Genomic DNA, 22,112 nt, shown 5'->3' on the forward strand with positions numbered 1-22,112 from the left:
ACCATTGCCTCTTAACCCACACGGTTAAGCTGGAAATGCATAATCTAACAGTAAACTAGATAAAAGGAGGTGAAGAATATGAAAAACGCGTTAGGCAAGCTAGAGCAGTACCGTTTACTTCAGAGCAATCCTCTTGTTCACGAACACCTTCCGGACACAGTTGAATACACAAAAGAAAATCTAGTTAATTTTGCAAATCGTTATCCTGTTGTATTCATTAAACACGATACGTCCGGGCAAGGAAGAGGGGTGTATAGACTCGTTAAAGAAAGAGATCACCTTTATTCTTTGAGCGGTTATTCTCTCCAAGGCAAAGAAGTAGATCAGGTAATGGAAATCGATGACATTCATAAAACATTGCAGCCTTTTGAAAGATTTGGCCGAACACGTCCTTATATTATTCAAGAAGGCATTAACAGTGTTTCGGTTCGAGGACAGCATATTAACATTCGTGTTCATGTTCAGCATGTAAATGGTACACCTGTTGTAGGAGGCGTATATGGATCTATTGCCTATGAGGAAAATGCCATAACAAATATATGCCGCGGTGCTTTCGCGATGCCGATGCGGCTTTTATTTTTCATTTTTCTCAAAGTGAAAAAAGAAGAGCAGCAGGACATATTAAATAAACTGATGGAGGTCTCAATTGCTGCTGCAGAAACCATTGTAAAGAATTATCCTTGCCGGGAATGCGGCGTTGATCTTGGATTGGATGAAAACCTGAAGCCTTATATTTTTGAAGTGAACACCACTCCAGGTATGGAAGATTTCGCACGGATCGATAGGAAAATGTGGAAACAAATCGTAGAAAACCGAAAGAAAATGAAAGATTCAGTGACGTAGGCGTCTGTTCTATGAAAAAATCAAAAAAGCCTGGGGACATCGACTTATCAATATAGACGATGCCCCCAGGCTGTATTCGTTTAATTATTGAGAAGAATGCCCGGGTTCTGTTTTATTTTTCTGTACAAAATAATAAACAATCACACCAGCGAGAACGTAAACAGCGCACGCCGCATAAAGCATTTTAAAGCCGAGACCGGCAGCGACAGCGCCCATCACAAAGGAGCCGAAGCCGATTCCAAGGTCAAACAGCGATAAAAACGTCGCCGTGGCAAGTGCTTTTTTCTCAGGCCTTGCTTTAGAGATCGCAATCGTTTGAAAACCTGGAAACAAGGTACCCCAGCCGAGCCCGATTACACCTGCCGCAATTAAAAAGAGTCCCGCACCGCCAGCCTGGCTTAACAGAAGAAGCCCTGCCGCAAATAATACAATGGACGGATAGACGATCACATTCGCTCCGTACTGGTCAAACCAGCGGCCGGTAAACGGACGTGACAACACAATGACAACGGCATACACGACAAAAAAGAACCCTGCCGCTGCGCCAATATGCAACTCCTCAGCATACACAGACACAAACGACAAAATCGCTGCATATACAATCGCAAAAAATGTGCCGGTCAGCGCGATCGGCAAAGCGGATTTTTCAATTAAATTGCCCGGTGACAAATCCAGCTTGAACGGAACGACCGGTTCTCCCAATGCTATTATGTCTTTTTTCAGCGAAAAGCTAACGAGGAGCGCGATCAAGGCGACGAGCATGCAGACAATAAAACCTGCATGGATTCCCCATTCGTTCATAATCGCAAGACCCGCAAATGGTCCGATCGCCATCGCCAAATTCATGGACATAACGTAATAACCCATTCCTTCTCCACGGCGTGAATTCGGAATAATATCTGCTACAATCGCGCCGGCAGCCGTTGTTGCCATTCCGAACCCGATACCATGGAAAAAGCGGAGCACTAAAAGCGTACTTAGTCCGCTCACAAACGGATAAATAATGGCTGCCACAAGAAATAAAGCAAGTGAAGCGATTAACACATTTTTTTTACCAAAATGCTCCACCCACTGTCCAGAAATAAACCGAATTAAAATCGCAGAAATTAAAAAGACCGTCGTCGCTAGTCCCGCTTCAGTCTCTGTTCCGTTCAATTCATTCAAAACGTAAACTGGCAATGTCACGAGTAAAAAATAAAATGTCATAAATAAGAAAAAGTTTGTCAGTGAAATTCCGATAAAGTCTTTCGTCCATAACGCTGGTTTATTCATGTAAATCCCCTTTCATCTTTCCAAGCCACTCATTAAGCAGCGACTGCATGAAAGCACGCTGCTCTTCAGGCACACACTCTAACAGCCGGTCGTTCATTGACAAAACAGCTCGTTCCCATTCTGGATAAGCCTGCTGCGCTTTTTCTGTTAAATGAATCACTTTCACCCGTTTATCTTCACCCGGCGTTTGCCCGACGTAGCCTTGCTTCGCCAGCCTCTGAATCGTCCGCGTCATTGGCGGTGCCTCAACAGCAAGATACTCACATAATGCCGATTGTGACATTTGCCCTTTTGTCTTCAAAACGAATAACACAGCCCACTGCGCACTGTATAATCCGAATGGCTGCAGCGTATCGTTAACTTGTTTTGTCAGCTGGCGCGATAGCTGATGAATAGTATGAAATAATGTATGAGTCTCCATCCTGTCCCCCCCATTAGTTTCCTAGGTAACTATTGTAGCATATTTTTCGCCTTCCGAAATACTTTTTCAATAAAAAAACCGCTTCGGTGAATCCGAAGCAGCCTGAGTGTTAATAAATTCGATCTTGTGGACGAAGCTTTTCTATTGGCGCAAAAACGTCAATATGGCGGTACAAGTTTTCAAAATCAGCCGGTATTTCCCCGCCAAGTTCACCATCGAGATTAATGAGCATTGGGTGACTGGACTGAACGTGAATCCGTCTTGCTTTCGTATAAATAACGTGTGGATCGTTTAAATGATCCCCTCGCAGCGCAAGGCCGGCAATCCGGATAAATTCAGCCAGGTTCGTTTTTTTCAAGATGATGAGCGTAAACAGCCCGTCATTAACCGATGAATCCGGTGCAAGTTTTTCAAAACCGCCCACGGAGTTCGTCAAACCAATTAAAAACAAAAGCGATTCACCTTCAAACACATGGTCGTCATATTCAATCCTCACATCTGTCGGCTTGATCGACGGCAGCATTTCAATTCCTTTTAAATAATACGCCAGCTGGCCCAGCATCGTTTTCAGCTTACTCGGCACTTCATACGTCAACTCGGTCAACCGGCCGCCGCCAGCAATGTTAATGAAATAACGGTCATTCATCCGTCCGACATCAACCGGAATCGTTTCGCCAGCTGTAATGACATCAATCGCGCCTTGAATGTCTCGCGGGATGTGCAGCGCACGGGCAAAGTCATTCGTTGTGCCCATTGGAATCACACCGAATTTCGGCCGGTGCTCTTGTCCGGCAAGACCATTTACAACTTCATTTAATGTCCCGTCACCGCCCGCTGCAATCACAACGTCAAATTTTCGTTCCGCTGCGATCCGTGCGGCATATGTTGCATCGCCTTCACCCGTTGTCGCATGCGCAGACGTTTCATAACCGGCTTTTTCAAGTTTTTCGAGCGCTTCCGGTAAATGCTTGCGGAATAGTTCACGCCCAGATGTTGGATTATAAATAATTCGTGCTCGTTTCGTCATCTTTATCCCAGTCTTTCTGCTATTAATATAATCGTTCCGCCATCGTTGTTTTGATGCTCTGGTAGATTTCCTGCCAGATCGATTCGTCCGTCCGATATGTTTCCGTCAGCTTTTCAATCATCTCACGGCTTTTTTCTTCAAATTTTTCATGATCACGCGGCGGAAGCGAGGAGCGGTAATTCGTTACCATTTCTTGTACAGCCGGCGCACGTGGTCCCCAGACGGCCTGCTCATGTCCCTCTTTATCTATAAAAATAAAAATCGGAATGGCCCGTGATGTGCCATTTGTCAAATATTGATCCATCAACTCAAGATTTTCATCCCGGTGCAAAAGCCGGACATCCATATCTGCTGCTTTCGCTATCGCAAGCAAGATCGGCACATTCACCATCGCGTCACCACACCAGTCTTCCGTTAATACAACGACACGCCAATTCGCTTCCCTCAGCTTGGTGATGAGCGAAGCTTCTTCACCGGACAAATGAAAATTCTTCAGTACATGGAGAAGATTTTCCTTATGATCCGACATATCATGTATATACTCCTCAGGTGTCAGTCCTTTTTCAAACCATTCCTGCAAATTCATTTTTTGTTCCTCCGTTACGGATTTTCAAAACATCCCCTTCCACCATTATGCACAAAAACAAAGCATTTGACAAAATCGGTTGATTTAAAGTGAGGACAATTTTATAATGAGAGAATACAACTTAATAATTATTAATAAATATAAATAAAAATACAAAGGAGTTTTCTAATGAAAGCATCAGTAATCGGTGCTTCCGGCTACGGGGGTATTGAACTTATACGTCTTTTATCCAATCATCCTGACTTTGATCTGCACGCTGTATATTCATCAAGCAAAGACGGTGTTCCTGTCACAGATGAATATCCCCACTTGGCAGACATTTGTCCGCTTCCACTTACTAAAATTGATACAGAAGTGATCAAACAAGAATCAGATATTGTCTTTTTGGCCGTTCCTTCTGGCGCAGCCGCTGCTCTTGCGCCACAGCTTGCCGGCGGCCACGCCAAAGTGGTGGACTTGTCCGGCGATCTCCGTCTGAAAGAAACAGAAGATTATAAAAAGTGGTATAAAAAAGAGCCCGCTCCAAAAGAGTTTATTGCAGATGCGGTATACGGACTGACTGAATGGAACCGGGAAAATATAAAATCAGCCAAAGTATTGTCCAACCCGGGCTGCTACCCTACAGCTGCACTTTTAGGACTCGCACCCGCTGTGAAAAACGGTGTCATTGATGTGAAAAACATTATTATCGACGCGAAATCAGGTGTGTCCGGAGCTGGACGCGGCCTGTCTCCGCTCGTTCACTTTGCAGAAATGAACGACAATTTCCGTATTTATAAAGTAAATGAGCATCAGCACATTCCGGAAATTGAACAGCAGCTTTCCTGGTGGAATGAAGAGGTCGCGCCAATCACGTTTTCAACGCACCTTTTGCCGGTTTCACGCGGTATTATGGCAACGATGTACGCGCCACTTGTAAACGAGATGACAACCGAAGAGGTTCATGCTCTTTACGTGGACACATACAAAAACGATCCGTTCGTCCGCATCCGTCCCGTGAAGCAATTCCCAGGCATTAAAGAAGTAGCCGGCTCGAACTTCTGTGATATTTCAGTTGATGTCGATACACGCACGAACCGCCTTGTGATCGTTTCTGTTATCGACAACCTTGTAAAGGGCGCGGCAGGACAAGCCATTCAAAACGCGAATATTATGTTTGGGTTTGACGAGACAGCAGGGCTAAAAGGCTTCCCGATGTATCCATAAGGAGGAACACACATGAAAACAGTAGTCGTAAAATGTGGCGGCAGCGTCTTAAAAGAACTATCGGACAGCTTTTTTTCCAGCATGAAATCGCTCATAGCGGACGGATACCAAATCGTATTCGTTCATGGCGGCGGACCAGAGATTAATGCGATGCTTGAGAAAATGAATGTGAAAAGCGAATTTAAAAATGGTCTTCGTGTGACGTCAAAAGAAGTGTTAGAAGCAGCAGAACTTGTGCTGTCCGGCAGCATGAACCGGAAGCTCGTCCGTCTTTTAGAAGATCAGGGCATTCCGGCGATTGGCGTTCAATCAAGCGACCAAGGCATCTTGCAGGCCGACTTTATTAATAAAGAAGAACTCGGTTTTGTCGGCGATGTGACGACTGTAAATAAACAAGTACTTGAACTTTTCCTGCAGGCGGGGCTTCTTCCTGTATTGACACCAATCGCAAAAGGACCGAATGGAACCGTCTTAAACGTCAACGCGGATCATGCGGCGGGAGCGGCTGCTTACGCATTAGCTGCTGATCATCTGCTTATGGTGACAGACGTACCCGGCGTACTCAAAGATGGAGAGTTGATTCCCGCGTTAACCGCCACTAAAACAAACGAGCTGATCAATTCAGGCGTGATCAGCGGCGGCATGATCCCAAAAGTAAACACAGCGCTGAAAGCACTTGAAAGCTGCGGACACGTTCATATCGTTTCCGGCAAAAAACCATTTTATGAAGACGGAAAGTGGTACGGTACTTTATTTAATAAGGAGGAAACAAATTGAGCTATTTATTCCCTACGTATGCAAGATGGGACGTGACACCGATTAAAGCAAAAGGTGCCTATCTAACAGCAAAAGATGGTAAAGAATACCTTGATTTCACGTCAGGTATCAGCGTATGCAACCTCGGACACGCACCGGAAAACGTGAAAAAAGCAGTCGAGGAACAGCTGAATCAATTTTGGCATACGTCGAATTTATTTCAGATCGAGCTGCAGGAAGACGTGGCTAAACAGCTGACTGATGCGTCCGGACTGGACCTCGTCTTTTTTGGAAACAGCGGGGCAGAAGCGAATGAAGCGGCCATTAAGCTCGCACGCAAATCAACCGGACGCTCAAAAGTCATTACATTTATTGACTCATTCCACGGACGCACGTTTGCGACAATGGCGGCGACCGGACAGGATAAAATTAAAACGGGCTTCGGACCAATGCTGGAATCATTTGAATATGTGACGATGAATGATATTGATTCACTGAAAGCGGCGATTGATGACAACACGGCTGCGGTCATGTTTGAAGTCATTCAAGGTGAAGGCGGCATTAATGAAGGCGATGTGGATTTCTTAAGAGAAGTGGAAAAGCTCGCCCATGAAAACCGATCTCTCGTGATTATTGATGAAATTCAAACGGGAATCGGCCGGACCGGCAAGCCGTTCGCATTTCAGCATATTGGCTTGAACCCGGACATCATATCTGTCGCAAAAGGGATCGCAAGCGGCTTCCCTCTCGGCGCCATCATCGGCAAAGCCTCTCTTTCTGACGCATTTTCAGCCGGCTCACACGGATCAACTTTCGGCGGAAATCCTGTCGCGCTCGCCGCGGCGAAAGAAACAATGTCAACGATTTTCGATGACTCTTTTTTAACAGATGTGAAGAAAAAAGGTGATAAGCTTCGTTATTTATTAAATGAAGTGTTAAAAGAAGAAACGATTTTTAAAAAGCTCAAAGGAAAAGGATTAATGGTCGGCATTGAGCTGAATGAAGAAGCAGGACCGTTTCTAGCGAAAGCGCGAGAACAAAATCTACTCATTTTAACAGCGGGCACACACGTCATTCGCCTCCTCCCGCCTTTGAATGTCACAGAGGAAGAAATCGAAAAAGCAGTTAATGTTATTGTGAATATTTTGAAGAAGTAAGGCACTATTTGCAAGCAAAGGAAGGCTGTCCATTTCGGACAGCCTTCCTTTATTTTAAAGAACTTTTTTCAATTGGTCCTGCTTAAGCGCAATAGATTTAATAAAGCCTGCTGCTGCTTCGACGATGCGGTCTGCATCATGATCCATCGTTGCCACATGATACGAATCCGCTAGCGTGATGAGTTGTTTTTGAGTTGATGAAATGGACTGGTAAATAAACGACGTATTTTCCGGCGGCACAACATGATCCACCGCTGACTTTATGCAAAGCGCCGGGACTCGAATTCGGCTTAAGACAGACGATACTTCTTTCATCAATTTTTGCAGTTCACGAATAGAAGCAACTGGCGCTTCCTCATAAGTAATTTCATGAACATTTTCTTTTTTTATATCAGGAGACCCTTCTGGAATAAAACGTGGAGCAGGGTCGTTTCCTAAATGATCAAGTGAAGGCAATGTGAGTGCAGCGTTAATCGTGATGATGCCCTCAACATCCTGATGAGCTGCCGCAAATTTTAACGTAAGGGTACCGCCCATTGACTGCCCCATTAAAAAGATGCGCTTGCCGCGTTTTTTTAAAAAGCGGTACGCGCGCAAATAGCTGTCATACCAGTCATCATGTGTGCATTTTTCCATATCGGCCTGGTGCGTGCCATGTCCTTTTAAACGCGGTGCAATCACGGAAAACCCTTGTTTGTTCAGTGCTTCCGCCACGTCCCGAATACTTTGCGGCGTACCGATAAATCCATGAGACAGAACAATCCCAATCTCATTTCCTTCTAAATAAAATGACTCTGCACCCGGCATTACAGCATATTCTTCTCTCATTTTGCGGCCCTCCATTTTAATTCCGATTATTTTTATAAGATATGTATACTTTAACGCATCTTATCCGACACGTCAAGTTGGAATTAAACAAAAAAACTGCTTCCTCAGAAAGGAAGCAGCATGAGTATTATCGCTTTTGAATTTCTTCCGCAAGCAATTTGTTGATGGCCTGCGGATTAGCCTGGCCTTTTGATGCTTTCATAATTTGACCGACGAGGAAGCCGATCGCTTTTTTCTTGCCTTCTTTAAAGTCGGCAATCGATTGCGGGTTTGCGTCCAGTGCGTCGTTGACGAACTTTAGAAGGGCAGATTCGTCCGAAATTTGAACGAGTCCTTTTTCTTTCACGATTGCTTCTGCATCGCCGCCGTTTTCGATGATTTCTTTAAAGACTGTTTTGGCAATCTTCGATGAAATTGTCCCTTTTTCGAGCAGGGCAATCATGCCAGCCAGGTTTTCTGGCGTTAATTTTGTTTCCGACAGCTCTTTGCCTTCCGCATTCAAATACGCCGGCACTTCGCCCATAAGCCAGTTAGACGCCTGTTTTGCGCCTGCACCGGCCGCGACTGTCGCTTCAAAGAAGTCAGCAATGTCTTTTGACATCGTCAAAATTTTCGCGTCATGCGCCGGAAGTCCAAGCTCTTCCATGTAGCGCTTTTTACGTGCGTCCGGAAGCTCTGGAATAGATGAACGGACACGTTCTTTCCATTCGTCGTCAATGTAAACAGGCAGAAGATCCGGTTCTGGGAAGTAACGGTAGTCATCTGATCCTTCTTTTACACGCATCAAAATGGTTTTGCCTGTTGATTCGTCAAATCGGCGTGTTTCCTGTTCTACTTTTCCACCGGAAGACACAACTTCCGCCTGACGTTTTTCTTCATACTCAAGCCCTTTACGGACAAAGTTAAATGAGTTTAAGTTTTTTAGTTCCGTTCTTGTACCAAATTCATCCTGTCCAAATGGGCGGATCGAAATGTTCGCATCACAGCGAAGCGATCCTTCTTCCATTTTGCAATCGGATACTTCTGTGTATTGAATAATCGCTTTTAATTTTTCTAAAAAAGCGTATGCTTCTTCCGGTGTACGGATGTCCGGCTCGGAGACGATTTCGACAAGCGGTGTTCCCTGGCGGTTGTAGTCGCAAAGAGAATGCTTGCCGGCATGCGTCAGCTTGCCCGCATCTTCTTCTAAATGAAGACGCGTAATACCGATCCGTTTCGTTTCGCCGTTTACTTCAATTTCTACCCATCCGTGCTCACCGATCGGCTTATCATTTTGAGACACCTGATATGCTTTCGGGTTATCTGGATAGAAATAATTTTTCCGGTCCCAGATAGATTCTTCGGCGATTTCACAGTTGATCGCCATTGCCGCTTTCATCGCAAATTCAACGGCTTTTTCATTCATGACCGGCAGCACGCCCGGATAGCCGAGGTCAATAACCGTTGTATTTGTGTTTGGCTCCGCGCCGAAATGGGCTGGGGCCGATGAAAAGATTTTTGAGTTTGTTTTTAATTCAATATGGACTTCAAGTCCGATGACAGTTTCAAATTGCATAGCTTGGTCCCCTCCTTACAGCCCAGGTTTTTGTTTATGAAAATCAGTTGCCTGCTCGTACGCATGAGCAACACGATAAACGGTTTTTTCGTCAAAGTGATGACCAATAATTTGCAGGCCGAGTGGCAGTCCATTTTCCGCAAATCCACACGGAACGGAGATGCCTGGTACGCCGGCAAGATTGACTGGAATCGTCAAAATATCGTTTGCATACATTGTCAATGGATCGTCGATGATTTCACCGATCTTAAAGGCTGGCGTTGGTGTTGTCGGGCCAATGATGACATCATAGCTTTCCAGCACGTCTTCAAAATCTTTTTTAATAAGCGTACGGACTTGCTGCGCTTTTTTGTAATAAGCATCATAGTAGCCGGAGCTGAGCGCGAATGTACCGAGCATAATGCGGCGTTTCACTTCATCACCGAAGCCTTCTGCACGTGTTTTTTTGTACAAATCAATTAAGTTATCCGCATTTTCAGCCCGATAGCCGTAACGGATGCCGTCAAAACGGGCCAGGTTGGACGATGCTTCAGATGAGGCAAGCAAATAATAAGTCGCTACGCCATATTTTGAATGCGGCAGCGATACTTCTTCCCACGTCGCGCCGAGTCCTTCTAACACTTTCAGCGCGGCAAGAATAGATTGTTTTACTTCTTCCGTAACCCCTTCTCCGAGGTATTCTTTCGGCACGGCAATACGCAGGCCTTTAATATCGCCTGTTAAACTCGCCGCAAAATTCTCTCCTGGAACGTTCGCAGATGTTGAATCATATGAGTCGATGCCGACAATCGCTTCCAAGAGATGAGCATTATCTTCTACATTGCGTGTAATCGGGCCAATTTGGTCAAGCGATGACGCAAAAGCGATTAAGCCAAAACGCGAGACACGGCCATATGTAGGTTTCATGCCAACGACGCCGCAAAATGATGCTGGCTGACGGATGGATCCCCCTGTATCGGAGCCGAGTGAAAAAGGTACTTCTCCAGCCGCAACCGATGCAGCCGAACCTCCGGATGAACCGCCAGGCACATGATCGAGGTTCCACGGATTACGTGTTTTTTGGAAGCTTGAATTTTCTGTTGAAGATCCCATCGCAAATTCATCCATGTTTAATTTGCCGACCGTGATTGTTCCGGCTTCGCGAAGCTTATTTACAACCGTTGCATCATAGATCGGGTCAAAATTATGAAGAATCTGGCTGGCTGCGGTCGTGCGAAGACCTTTTGTCACGATATTATCTTTTACACCAATTGGAATGCCTGTTAAAATACCTGTTTTGCCGGCGCTTTGTGCTTCATCCGCCTGCTTACGGGCATTTTCTTCATCTAATGTAATAAACGCTTTTACATCGCTGTCCACTGCGGCGATGCGTTTAAACGATTCATCGACGAGATCTGGAATTGACACTTCTTTTTTTTCAAGCATCGATTGAATCTCCGTCAGTTTATGATCAAATAATGACACAGTTTTTCCCCCTTACTCAATAATCGACGGCACCCGAATTTGGCCGTCCTGCTGATCCGGCGCATTTTTCAATACGTCTTCCCGGTCAAGTCCTGGTGCCGATTCGTCTGCACGCAATACATTTTTCATATTTAAAACGTGTGAAGTGGGCTTCACGTTTGATGTATCAAGTTCATTCAGCTGCTCGGCGAATGTAATGATCGCATCGAGCTGTTCCGTAAATGTATGCACTTCTTCATCTGTGACAGCAAGGCGAGCCAAATGGGCCACATGCCGTACTTGTTCTTCTGAAATTCGCGTCAATGGAATCCACCTCCGTAAAAAATTTGTACGCTAGTAATTGCACAAAGTCTATTTTACCATGATTTGCGCCTCCGTAAACAAAAAGAAGGACCGTCTTCAATTTCGAAGACGGTCCTCCATCTATTTTACATCCCCCAATGTAAGACAGATCCCTTTGTTCGTATCAAATTAGTTTGTCTGGAATTGTTCCTCTTCTGTTGACCCTTTCAGTGCAGTCGTTGAAGACTGGCCGCCTGTTACAGTCATAGCCACGGCGTCAAAGTAGCCCGTTCCAACTTCACGCTGATGGCGCGTTGCTGTGTAGCCATCTTTTTCCGCTGCGAATTCGGCCTGCTGCAATTCAGAGTATGCACCCATGCCGCGTGTTTTGTATCCGTTCGCAAGCTGGAACATGCTGTAATTCAATGTATGGAAGCCGGCAAGTGTAACGAATTGGAATTTGTAGCCCATCTTTCCAAGTTCCACTTGATATTTCTCGATTGTTTTATCATCAAGTTTCGCTTTCCAGTTAAATGAAGGTGAGCAGTTATAGGCAAGTAATTTGCCCGGGAATTTTTCATGAATCGCATCCGCAAAACGCTGTGCATCCTCTAAATTCGGTTCAGATGTTTCGCACCAGATCATATCCGCGTACGGTGCGTATGCAAGACCACGTGCGATCGCCTGGTCAAGACCCGCTTTCGTCCGGAAGAAACCTTCTGATGTGCGTTCGCCAGTTAGGAACTCAGCATCTGCCGGATCGATATCACTTGTGATCAAGTCAGCTGCATCGGCATCTGTACGAGCGATTAGGACAGTCGAAGCACCCATTACGTCAGCCGCAAGACGTGCTGCAACCAAGTTTTTTACTGCTACTTGAGTAGGAAGCAAAACTTTCCCGCCCAAATGGCCGCATTTTTTCTCAGAAGAAAGCTGGTCTTCAAAGTGGACCCCAGATGCGCCTGATTCGATCATGCCTTTCATTAGCTCAAATACGTTCAGCTGTCCTCCAAATCCAGCTTCCGCATCGGCTACGATTGGCGCGAAATAATCGATCGACTCGTCGCCTTCCATATGTGCAATTTGATCTGCACGCTGAAGTGCCTGGTTAATGCGCTTTACAACATTCGGAACGCTGTTAGCCGGATAAAGACTTTGATCCGGGTACATGTTGCCTGAAAGGTTCGCATCTGCCGCTACTTGCCAGCCGCTTAAATAAATCGCTTTCAATCCTGCTTTTACTTGCTGTACGGCCTGGTTGCCTGTCAATGCTCCAAGGGCATTAACGAAATTTTCCTGATTAACCAAACTCCATAGTTTGTCAGCGCCGCGCTTAGCCAGTGTGTGTTCAATATCGATTGAACCACGAAGCTTAATCACTTCTTCGGCCGAGTAAGGACGTTCAATTCCTTTCCATCGTGCATCATTTCCCCACGCTTGTTGAAGCTGATCTACCCGCTGTTGAGTTGTATTTCCCATTTTAAAACATCCCCCTTGTTATAAAACAGTTTGTTGTTTACAATTTGTATTGTATAACAGTTTATTTTATTTGCCAACCCTTTTTTGAAAAAAATTCAAAAAAATAAAAAAGCCGGAAAAATGGCCTCTTCCCGCTTCAGAGTGTAGACAAATAAAACCTTTTGTCAGCACATTTGATTTTTCTTCTTCATCCTTGTTCTTTGGTGATGGCGGTGTATAGCTTTCTGATTGGAGCCGAAATGCGGCGGACTCGCGACTTCGCGTTCCGCGGGCAGGCACTGAGCTCGTTTCCGTCGCTGCGCGCCTCCACCGGTCTCACCTGGCCTGCTAGTCCCGCTGGAGTCTTTGCCGCAAGCCCGCCGCGGCTGTTTCTATAAAAGCAGCCCATAAAAGAGCCGGTTCATGGGGACATGCTCCGCTGGCGACAGCGCCGAAACGGGACCGTTACGGATGCCCCATTCGTTTTTCGCGAATAAAAGCCAGCCGAAAAACGGGGTGAAGCAAAAAGGACGCAGACTCCTGCGGGAACAGCGGTGGACGTGAGACCCCACAGGAGCGGGAGCGACGAGGAGGCTCACGCACTGCCCGCGGAAAGCGAAGTTCTTTTTGCTTCACCTATCGGCCCCTTCAAAAAAAGACTGACGACTTTGTCGACAGCCTGAAGCCGGAAGAATGGCCTCTTTCAGCTTTTTTATTTTTATAAAAGAAGCAGCAAGCTGATCGCCATCACAGCCATTCCAGATACAACACCGTAAATGGCTAAATGGGTTTGGTCATACTTTTGCGCGGCCGGCAGCAGTTCATCAAGCGATATAAACACCATAATTCCAGCCACACCAGCGAAAATCATGCCAAACATTGTGTCTGTTAAATACGGCATCAAAATGAGCCAGGCGACAATCGCACCGACTGGCTCTGATAAGCCAGATAAAAACGACCATTTGAAGGCTTTTTTTCGGTCCCCTGTTGCAAAATAAAGAGGTACAGCAACAGCAATGCCCTCTGGGATATTATGAATCGCCACGGCAACGGCGATCGCAATGCCCAGGTTCGGATCTTGAATGGCCGATGCGAAGGTTGCGATTCCTTCTGGAAAATTATGAATGGCAATGGCAATCGCAGTGAAAACACCCATTTTTCTCAGCCTTGCATATTCGTCGTGTTCCGGTTCCTTATGAAATTCTTCTACCGTTTTTGTTTCATGTGGATTCCCAGCTGATGGGATAAATTTATCAATGATCGCAATCACTACAATACCGGCGAAGAAGCCGATAACTGTCAGCCAATAGCCCGTTTTATCACCGTGTTCTGTAACGAGTGCATCTTTTGCTTTCACAAAAATTTCAATCATCGATACATAAATCATTACCCCGGCCGAAAAGCCAAGCGCCCAGGCAAGAAACCTTGTATTCGTGCGGGACGTAAAAAACGCCAGCGCGCTGCCAATACCCGTAGCAAGACCAGCAAATAACGTCAGGCTAAGCGCGAATAATACATTACCGTCCATATTCGCCCCCCTCTTCATTTTTTTATTAGTGTATGCTAATTGTTGCTATGGTGCAACAATTTTTGTTCCGGCAAATAAAAAAACCTGATTTGATAAATTTATCAAATCAGGTTTTTAGTTATTCGTAAATATGGACATACGGTTCTTCCACATTAGCTTCTTTAACAATAAGCGCTTCTGGGCCGCTCGTAGACGTAATGCTCACTTGTACGGGGATATATGCTGGGAAGTGCTCCATTACAAGACCGGTCACATATTGTGTAAAGCCAATCGCTTCCGCTTTTCCGTAAAATTGAATCGGAATATCAATTTTTAAGCTCGTCAGCTCTTCTCCACTGTATAATCCACGGCCGATTACCCCATTAAAGTTATCGAAATACGTTTCAATGTCCTGTTTGAAGTTGGCAAAATACGTTGAGTCTTCACGGTGATCTTCTTCTGCGGCATTGGACGGGAACAGAACATATTCCTCTTCTATCGCTTTCCAATCCGAGGTGTCTGCATCGCCTGCATCAAGATGCGTATACGCGATAAAATTACCCGCTGTCACTGAATTTTGCGGAGCCTGTTGGAACAAGGCGATCGTAATCGGAATATTTTTCGTTTTATCCATGGCACGAAGGCGTGAAGCGACCTGTGCAGCTATTTTTTTGCCTTCTTCTTCGATTTTTTCGTCAGGAATCGTAAATTCATACTGTGCGCCGTATTGTTCTTTTTGATAATAATGAACAGAATTGAGAGCGAGCCCGATGACCATTCCATCAAGCTGCAGTGAATTATCTTCTTTTTTCGTTAAATAATCCTGCTCCATAATATGCGCCAAATAAATCGGTGCCCGCTCGTTACGTTCTTCCACCGATCCTTCTCCTGTATCAATCGGATTAAGGCCAAGGTTTTCTTCCGCTTTCAATTCATTTTCTTTCAACTGCGCATCTGTATATTTTCTGCGCAGCCACGACCGGACGACATCTTCTTCAAGCGCTTGTCCTTCCTGAAAAAAGAAATTATCCGGCGAAAAGTTTTCCTGTGCAATCCGCATTAAGCCAGTTTCAAATTCTACAATATCATAGCGCGTATTTAAATTAGAGACGACGAGGCCACGTGCTTTGCCTGGCTCAAACGGCACAATCGTCCGATAAAAGTTCTCAGAAATTTGATATGTTGGTATAACCGCCGTTGTTTCGTCTCCATTTCCCTGTATTACTTCGTCATCGTTCTGCAGTGCCGGTGCACATCCGCTTGCAAGCATCATGGCGGATATTGCCGCCAGAACCCATTTCTTTTTCAAAAAAGCCACCTCTTATTTTGTAAGTTCATCCATTAATCGCTGTTCGTCCCATATATCGATGCCGAGCTTTTCTGCTTTTTCAAGCTTGGAGCCCGCTTCTTCTCCAGCGACGACAAGATCCGTTTTTTTGCTGACACTGCCTGTTACATTGCCGCCAAGCGCTTCAATCCGGTCTTTTGCTTCTGTGCGGGTCAGCTGGGAGAGCTTCCCTGTCAACACAACTATTTTACCGGCAAAAGGTGATTCTCCTTCTGCTAAAATCGTTCGAATTGGTCCTTCATATGCCATTTTCACACCTGATGCTTTTAATTTTCCAATCAATTCCGCTACTTCAGGCTGGTCAAAATAAAGAACAACAGCATCCGCCATCTTGCCGCCAATTTCGTGAATGGCGGTCAGCTCTTCTGCAGACGTTTCTTTTAAGCGATCCATCGTGCCAAACTCCATAGCCAGCGTTTTAGCCGCTTTTGCTCCGACATGGCGAATGCCAAGGCCAAATAAAAGACGTTCAAGCGAATTTTGTTTAGACGTTTCAATGGCTGCCAGCAAGTTATCAGCCGATTTTTCACCCATCCGTTCGAGCTTCACCAGTTCTTCCTTGCTAAGCGTGTATAAATCGGCAACGTCTGTAATCAGCTTTTCACGGTATAATTGCGCGATGACTTTTTCTCCGAGCCCTTCAATATTCATTGCGTTACGGGATACAAAATGCGTCATGCCTTCGCGTATTTGTGCCGGGCATTGCGGATTAATGCACCGAAGCGCTACTTCTTCTTCCAAGCGGACAAGCTCACTTTCACATTCCGGGCAATGATCCGGCATATGAAATTCTTCTTCTGCCCCTGTGCGGCGGTCAACCAACACACTGACCACTTCCGGAATAATATCGCCCGCTTTTTTCACAACGACCATGTCACCGATCCGAATGTCTTTTTCGCGAATTAAGTCTTCATTGTGAAGCGAAGCACGTCCGACTGTTGTACCAGCGACACGAACTGGCTGCAGCAGGGCGGTTGGTGTGACGACACCTGTCCGTCCGACACTCAGTGTAATGCCAGTCAGTTTTGTTACGACTTCCTCCGCCGGAAATTTGAACGCGGTCGCCCAGCGTGGACTTTTCGCCGTAAAGCCGAGCTCATCCTGCTGGTCAAGCGAGTCGACCTTAATGACGATGCCATCGATTTCGTACGGCAGCGTTGTCCGTTTGTCCGACTGCTCTTTCACATAAGAAATAACGTCATCAATTGTCTTGCATACACGCCGTTCTTTATTTGTTTTAAACCCAAGTGAATCAAGCAGATTAAGTCCTTCACTATGTGCCTCGATGCCGAGCGGACCTGGATTCGCAATGCCGTATAAAAAAATGTCCAAATTTCTTGAGGCAGCAATACGCGGATCAAGCTGACGAAGTGATCCAGCTGCTGCGTTACGCGGATTGGCAAATGGTTCTTCACCTTTTTCATCCCGGATCGCGTTCAACGCAATAAACGACTGCTTCGGCATAAACGCTTCGCCGCGCACTTCCATCGTGAGCGGTTTTTTCAGCCGAAGCGGAATCGAATGGATTGTTTTTAAATTGGCGGTAATGTCTTCACCCGTCGTTCCATCGCCGCGGGTCGCGCCCTGCACAAATAACCCGTCTTTATATTTAAGCGCCACCGCGAGTCCGTCGATCTTCAGCTCACATACGTATGAATAGGAGGAATGGCCGACAAGCTGTTCCACCCGCCGGTCAAAATCACGCAAATCAGCTTCATTAAACGCATTGCCCAGACTAAGCATCGGAGTGTCATGGCGTACTTTCTGAAACGCATCAAGCACTGCGCCGCCAACACGCTGCGTCGGTGAATCTGGAGTCCGCAATCCAGGAAACTTCTCTTCTATTTCGTTCAGCTCTTTTAACAGCCGGTCGTATTCTGAGTCCGGCACAGACGGCTGATCCATTACATAATATTCGTAGCTGTATTTATTTAGCGTGTCATGTAATTCTTTGACACGCTGTTCCGCCATGTTTATATCCATTTATACACTCTCCTTTCTAAGAATTGCAAACCGATCTCGGGCCCAAATGATCCTTAAATCTTTTCAATCGGTGCAAATTGCGCGAGAAGCCTTTTGATGCCTGTCGGGCTCGGAAACGCAATATCCAGTTCGGTGCTGTCTCCGCTTCCCTTTACTGCCACAACCGTTCCTGTGCCCCATTTTTTGTGTACCGCTTTGTCGCCCACACGCCAGTTCAGCTGTGCAGCTGCATTGTTTTGCGGTCTTGTCACGGCTGGACGCGTTTTCTGGCCAAATGGCATTTGTTTTCTTGACTGCTGCTTCGGATTTTCGGATTCCAGCAAATCTTCGGGAATTTCACTAATAAAACGAGACACCGGGTTCATATTCGTTCTCCCATACAGAGTCCGCATTTCCGCATTGGTTATATACAGCTCATTCTCCGCACGTGTGATGCCGACGTAGGCGAGACGGCGTTCTTCTTCCATTTCTTCTTCGTCCATAAGTGAGCGGCTGTGCGGAAAGACTCCTTCTTCCATGCCGATCAAAAAGACGACTGGGAATTCAAGTCCTTTGGCGGAGTGAAGTGTCATTAGAACAACAGACTCTGTCGATTCCTCTTCTTTGCCAAGCTGATCGATATCGGCAACAAGAGCAAGATCGGTTAAAAACGCGATCAGCGTTTTGTCTTCACTTGACTCTTCAAATGATTTCGTAACGGACAAAAACTCTTCAATATTTTCAATCCGCGTCTGTGATTCAATTGTTTTTTCCGCTGCCAGCATATCGACATATCCGGTCCGGTCAATCACTTGTTCAACAAGCTCTGAAACGGAAAGGTATTCCTGCTGCTGCGTGTAAATATGAATGATATCCCGAAAATCCGCTGCCGCATTAGCTGCTTTTCCGCTCAAGCCGATAAAGTCTACTTCGGCAAGCGCCTGGTACATGGAAATGTCGTGCTCCTGCGCGTAGCGGGCAATTTTATCAAGCGATGTGGAGCCAAGACCTCGTTTTGGCACATTGATGACCCGCGATAAGCTGATGTCATCGTCCGGATTAGCAATAAGCCGTAAATACGCGAGCAAATCTTTAATTTCTTTTCGGTCATAGAACTTAATGCCGCCAACGATTGTGTAGTCAATGTTTGATTTCATGAGTGTTTCCTCAATCAAACGCGACTGGGCATTGGTACGGTACAGCACCGCAAAATCGGACTGTTTTCTTCCTATGGCAGAAAGCTCTTTTACTTTCCCGGCAACAAACTCCGCTTCGGTCCGTTCACTGTCCGCTCGGAAATAAGCGATTTTTTTCCCATCGGCATTTTCCGTCCAAAGCTTTTTCGGCTTGCGGTTCGAATTTTTTTCAATGACTTCATTCGCCGCCTGCAAAATCCGCTTCGTGGAACGGTAATTTTGCTCCAGGAAGATTGCTTTTGCATGCGGATAATCTTTTTCAAACGATAGAATGTTAGCGATATCCGCTCCGCGCCAGCGATAAATCGACTGATCGCTGTCCCCGACAACACACAGATTTTGAAAACGGCTCGCCAATTGCTTGACAAGTGTGTACTGTGATTTATTTGTATCCTGATACTCATCCACATGAATATATTGGAATTTACGCTGGTAAAATTCAAGCACTTCCGGTACGCGTTCAAACAAGCGGATCGTCAGCATAATCAAATCATCAAAATCAAGCGCGTTGTTTTTCTTTAAGCGCCTCTCATATTCGGTGTACACATCTGACGTCACCTTATCCGTATAGCCGCCTTGCTGACGTGCAAATGCCGCCGCATCAACTAAGATATTTTTAGATGAGCTGATGGCGCCAAGCAGCGCACGCGGATCAAATTTTTTCGGGTCAATGTTTTGGTCTTTTAAAATGCTTTTCAAAACCGACAATTGATCTGCTGTATCTAAAATCGTAAAATTGCGGCTGTAGCCGATTCGGTCAATGTCGCGGCGCAAAATACGCACACACATTGAGTGAAACGTCGACATCCAGATTTCTTCCGACGCGCCGCCAAGCAGGGCGCCAATCCGATCTTTCATTTCACGTGACGCTTTATTTGTGAACGTGAGCGCCAAAATGTTGTACGGGTTCACTTCTTTTTCGACAATTAAATACGCAATTCGGTGCGTCAGGACACGCGTTTTGCCGGAGCCTGCACCGGCCATAATGAGAAGCGGTCCTTCTGTCGTCTTGACGGCTTCCTGCTGCTCCGGATTTAAGCCGTTTAATAGTCGATCTGTTAAAAATTGCATTCTGCCACCACCATTCGGAACATTTGTTCTTTATTATACACTATTTTTTACCGCTGTAACGGTTTTTAATGCTTCTTCTGGAAAATCATATATGGCATTGCCAACCACAACGACATTGGCGTACTGCCCCATCTCTTTCGCCTGTTCAGCCGTTTTAATGCCGCCTCCATAGAAAAACGTCGTCTTTGTTTCCGATAATATATCCGCTGCTTTTTGGACAGCTTTTACGTCGCCATACATGCCGCTGTACTCTAAATAAAAAATTGGCAGCTTCCATAAGTGACCGGCCAATCGTGCATAAGCTGAGATATCCTCCGCATCCGGTTTTTTCAAAGCACCGGTCAGTTTCGCCGCCTTGCATTCAGGGTTTGCGATACAATACCCTTCCACAACCAGTTCATCCGGATTCATAAGCTCCCCATATTCTTTCATTGCTTCAAAATGAAGACCGGTAATCCAGTCTGCTTCTGTTGTATTCAGAACGGCCGGGATAAAATATAAATCAAAACCCGGTGTCACCATCTCAAGAGAAGAGACTTCCAACACACACGGAAGCGGAAACCGCCGTACGCGAACCATTAATTCCAGCACATTATCAAGCGTCACACCGTCTGAACCGCCTACCACAATTGCATCTGTTCCAGACTCGCACACACGCTCAAGCAATTCATCATCTATTTCTTTATTCGGATCTAATTTAAACACATGCCGCCATTCGCGAACATCATACATGCAGGATGCCTCCAATCATTCAATTACAACTTCGTATTATATCACGAAACCGACCCTGGTTCATTCGTTCAGCGTGCATGTGATCATTCCATTCTGAACGTAAACAGCAGCTTGTGAAAACAAAGAAAAAGCAGCTCTGCTAAAGAGACTGCTTTTTTCTTATTCTTCTTTATTATGAACACGCTTCAGCACAAATTCGTAGCCGTCGTTTCCGTAATTTAAGCATCGTTTAACGCGGGAGATTGTGGCGGTCGACGCGCCGGTTTCTGTTTCAATTTTATGATACGTTTTGCCGTCTTGAAGCATACGTGCCACTTCAAGCCGCTGGGCCAGTGACTGAATTTCATTCACGGTGCATAAATCATCGAAAAACCGATAGCATTCTTCCATGTCTTTTAATGAGAGGACTGCCTGAAAAAGCTGGTCCAGCCCTTTTCCGCGCAATTTATCTATTTGCATAATCAGCTTCCATTCCCTTCACCGTCTATTTCCACATTAACTGCTTTGTTTAACCCTCTTGATGCCGGCACGACATGAATCCACGTTTTGCCTGGCACAAATGCTGCACCATTTTCTGTGTATGGAATAATTCGACCGTTTTGATTACGCCACCTCACCAAATTCAACACGCCGTCCTGAATAAGAAATGCGTCACCACCGGACTTCAAATCAATATCCAGACGCCCTTTAGCATCGACAACGCGATGGTCCGCTTCGATAATAAAAATATTGTCCGCCTCTATATCTGTGCCGCCAATGGATCGATGATAGGAATCGCCATCAAACTCATACGCCGATTCAAACAAGTCATTTGAAGACGGACGAATCGAAACCGCGGCAGCGGGCTCACCGGTCAGTGACATTTTTTCTTTATTTGATAAAAATGAAAGACGCGATGGTGCTGTGTCCAGGCTGTAGCCTTTTTGTTCCGCCATATCCAACGCTTCTTCAACATCCACATACGAGTTATGAGGCGCTTTCCGTGAGCTGTCCCGCTTAAAGACATCTCCGTCATACTGGATGCCATTTAGCTGATCGATGTCGCCAGACAAAAGAATTTCCTGCGCCTCCGGACTGTAGCCGTGAGCTAAAAATAGCGCATTATACCCTTCTGCAAGATCAATAAAATAATCACGTGCACTGCGGACCGGTCCAATTTTGTCCGGATATTCGCTTTGATAAAGCGCTAAAAAGCGGGTAATCCCGCCTTCTGTTAAAACTTCATAGACCATGTCTGCTTCATCAAGAGCCGTTTGCGGACGGGCGAAAGGATGATTGCTGACGACAACTGCCACGGTCCGATGTTCTGTATCAGATGACTCCACACCAGTTAAAGGGTTGATTTCGTTTCTTTGTACATTTGTATTGGCAGGCTCAGCACTTGCACAGCCGCTGATCAAAATGGCCGCTGTGGCCATTGCCATCCATTTTTTTCTCATAT

Annotated in this window: 21 protein-coding genes; 5 read left to right on the forward strand and 16 right to left on the reverse strand. The window is 45.7% G+C overall.

Annotated features, from left to right (window positions below; translation table 11 throughout):
- Positions 1–78: 78 nt before the first annotated feature.
- Positions 79–843, forward strand: a complete 765-nt coding sequence (locus tag NLX67_RS07820; RefSeq protein WP_254311124.1) for a YheC/YheD family protein — start codon at positions 79–81, stop codon at positions 841–843.
- A gap of 84 nt (positions 844–927) precedes the next feature.
- Here NLX67_RS07820 and NLX67_RS07825 read toward each other — a convergent pair whose 3' ends face one another.
- The 4 genes from NLX67_RS07825 to NLX67_RS07840 all read right to left on the reverse strand — a co-directional run bounded on the left by NLX67_RS07825 (position 928) and on the right by NLX67_RS07840 (position 4,149).
- Complete coding sequence (locus NLX67_RS07825; RefSeq protein WP_254311126.1) at positions 928–2,115, reverse strand: MFS transporter; 1,188 nt, start codon at positions 2,113–2,115, stop codon at positions 928–930.
- On the reverse strand, positions 2,108–2,536 hold the full coding sequence (locus NLX67_RS07830) for a MarR family winged helix-turn-helix transcriptional regulator (RefSeq protein ID WP_254311129.1): 429 nt from the start codon (positions 2,534–2,536) through the stop codon (positions 2,108–2,110). Before NLX67_RS07830 ends, NLX67_RS07825 begins: the two co-directional genes overlap by 8 nt.
- 109 nt (positions 2,537–2,645) lie before the next feature.
- The gene (locus tag NLX67_RS07835) at positions 2,646–3,563 is read right to left on the reverse strand and encodes a diacylglycerol kinase (RefSeq protein WP_254311130.1); all 918 of its coding nucleotides are present in this window, start codon (positions 3,561–3,563) and stop codon (positions 2,646–2,648) included.
- Positions 3,564–3,585: 22 nt separating this feature from the next.
- Positions 3,586–4,149, reverse strand: a complete 564-nt coding sequence (locus NLX67_RS07840) for a thioredoxin family protein (protein ID WP_254311133.1) — start codon at positions 4,147–4,149, stop codon at positions 3,586–3,588.
- Positions 4,150–4,317: 168 nt separating this feature from the next.
- On the opposite strand from NLX67_RS07840, the gene argC reads away from it, so the two are divergent.
- Genes argC through NLX67_RS07855 form a run of 3 tightly spaced genes read left to right on the forward strand, consistent with a single transcriptional unit; the run spans position 4,318 to position 7,268 of the window.
- On the forward strand, positions 4,318–5,355 hold the full coding sequence (gene argC / locus NLX67_RS07845) for an N-acetyl-gamma-glutamyl-phosphate reductase (RefSeq protein WP_254311136.1): 1,038 nt from the start codon (positions 4,318–4,320) through the stop codon (positions 5,353–5,355).
- A gap of 12 nt (positions 5,356–5,367) precedes the next feature.
- A complete protein-coding gene (gene argB / locus NLX67_RS07850) occupies positions 5,368–6,132 on the forward strand; it encodes an acetylglutamate kinase (protein ID WP_254311138.1) in 765 nt (254 codons plus the stop codon).
- Complete coding sequence (locus tag NLX67_RS07855) at positions 6,129–7,268, forward strand: acetylornithine transaminase (protein WP_254311140.1); 1,140 nt, start codon at positions 6,129–6,131, stop codon at positions 7,266–7,268. Before argB ends, NLX67_RS07855 begins: the two co-directional genes overlap by 4 nt.
- A 54-nt stretch (positions 7,269–7,322) precedes the next feature.
- Here the strand turns inward: NLX67_RS07855 and NLX67_RS07860 are convergent, their stop codons facing one another.
- From NLX67_RS07860 to aceA, 5 genes are all read right to left on the reverse strand, one after another.
- Positions 7,323–8,096 carry an alpha/beta hydrolase gene (locus tag NLX67_RS07860; RefSeq protein WP_254311141.1) on the reverse strand — a complete coding sequence of 258 codons (774 nt, stop codon included), beginning with the start codon at positions 8,094–8,096 and terminating at the stop codon, positions 7,323–7,325.
- Between the two features lie 127 nt (positions 8,097–8,223).
- Positions 8,224–9,651 carry an Asp-tRNA(Asn)/Glu-tRNA(Gln) amidotransferase subunit GatB gene (gene gatB, locus NLX67_RS07865; RefSeq protein ID WP_254311144.1) on the reverse strand — a complete coding sequence of 476 codons (1,428 nt, stop codon included), beginning with the start codon at positions 9,649–9,651 and terminating at the stop codon, positions 8,224–8,226.
- A 15-nt stretch (positions 9,652–9,666) separates the two neighbouring features.
- Positions 9,667–11,115, reverse strand: coding sequence for an Asp-tRNA(Asn)/Glu-tRNA(Gln) amidotransferase subunit GatA (gene gatA / locus NLX67_RS07870; RefSeq protein WP_254311147.1), 1,449 nt, complete (start codon positions 11,113–11,115; stop codon positions 9,667–9,669).
- A 12-nt stretch (positions 11,116–11,127) separates the two neighbouring features.
- On the reverse strand, positions 11,128–11,418 hold the full coding sequence (gene gatC / locus NLX67_RS07875; protein WP_046180208.1) for an Asp-tRNA(Asn)/Glu-tRNA(Gln) amidotransferase subunit GatC: 291 nt from the start codon (positions 11,416–11,418) through the stop codon (positions 11,128–11,130).
- A 168-nt stretch (positions 11,419–11,586) separates the two neighbouring features.
- Positions 11,587–12,876: an isocitrate lyase gene (gene aceA / locus NLX67_RS07880; protein WP_254311148.1), complete on the reverse strand. Its 1,290-nt coding sequence runs from the start codon at positions 12,874–12,876 to the stop codon at positions 11,587–11,589.
- A 402-nt stretch (positions 12,877–13,278) separates the two neighbouring features.
- On the opposite strand from aceA, the gene NLX67_RS07885 reads away from it, so the two are divergent.
- Positions 13,279–13,419 (forward strand): hypothetical protein, encoded by a 141-nt coding sequence (locus NLX67_RS07885; protein WP_254311150.1) that lies wholly within the window; start codon positions 13,279–13,281, stop codon positions 13,417–13,419.
- A 154-nt stretch (positions 13,420–13,573) separates the two neighbouring features.
- Here NLX67_RS07885 and zupT read toward each other — a convergent pair whose 3' ends face one another.
- From zupT to NLX67_RS07920, 7 genes are all read right to left on the reverse strand, one after another.
- Positions 13,574–14,383 carry a zinc transporter ZupT gene (gene zupT, locus NLX67_RS07890; protein WP_254311153.1) on the reverse strand — a complete coding sequence of 270 codons (810 nt, stop codon included), beginning with the start codon at positions 14,381–14,383 and terminating at the stop codon, positions 13,574–13,576.
- Between the two features lie 118 nt (positions 14,384–14,501).
- On the reverse strand, positions 14,502–15,671 hold the full coding sequence (locus NLX67_RS07895) for a CamS family sex pheromone protein (RefSeq protein ID WP_254311156.1): 1,170 nt from the start codon (positions 15,669–15,671) through the stop codon (positions 14,502–14,504).
- A 12-nt stretch (positions 15,672–15,683) separates the two neighbouring features.
- The gene (gene ligA, locus NLX67_RS07900; protein ID WP_254311159.1) at positions 15,684–17,693 is read right to left on the reverse strand and encodes an NAD-dependent DNA ligase LigA; all 2,010 of its coding nucleotides are present in this window, start codon (positions 17,691–17,693) and stop codon (positions 15,684–15,686) included.
- A gap of 53 nt (positions 17,694–17,746) precedes the next feature.
- A complete protein-coding gene (gene pcrA, locus NLX67_RS07905; protein ID WP_046180203.1) occupies positions 17,747–19,939 on the reverse strand; it encodes a DNA helicase PcrA in 2,193 nt (730 codons plus the stop codon).
- Positions 19,940–19,972: 33 nt separating this feature from the next.
- Positions 19,973–20,671, reverse strand: coding sequence for a heptaprenylglyceryl phosphate synthase (gene pcrB, locus NLX67_RS07910; RefSeq protein ID WP_254311160.1), 699 nt, complete (start codon positions 20,669–20,671; stop codon positions 19,973–19,975).
- A gap of 159 nt (positions 20,672–20,830) precedes the next feature.
- Positions 20,831–21,130: a YerC/YecD family TrpR-related protein gene (locus tag NLX67_RS07915; RefSeq protein WP_046180201.1), complete on the reverse strand. Its 300-nt coding sequence runs from the start codon at positions 21,128–21,130 to the stop codon at positions 20,831–20,833.
- A gap of 2 nt (positions 21,131–21,132) precedes the next feature.
- A complete protein-coding gene (locus tag NLX67_RS07920; RefSeq protein ID WP_254311161.1) occupies positions 21,133–22,110 on the reverse strand; it encodes a DUF3048 domain-containing protein in 978 nt (325 codons plus the stop codon).
- Between the last annotated feature and the right edge of the window lie 2 nt (positions 22,111–22,112).

Source organism: Domibacillus sp. A3M-37 (genome assembly GCF_024213455.1).
Lineage (GTDB): Bacteria > Bacillota > Bacilli > Bacillales > Domibacillaceae > Domibacillus > Domibacillus tundrae.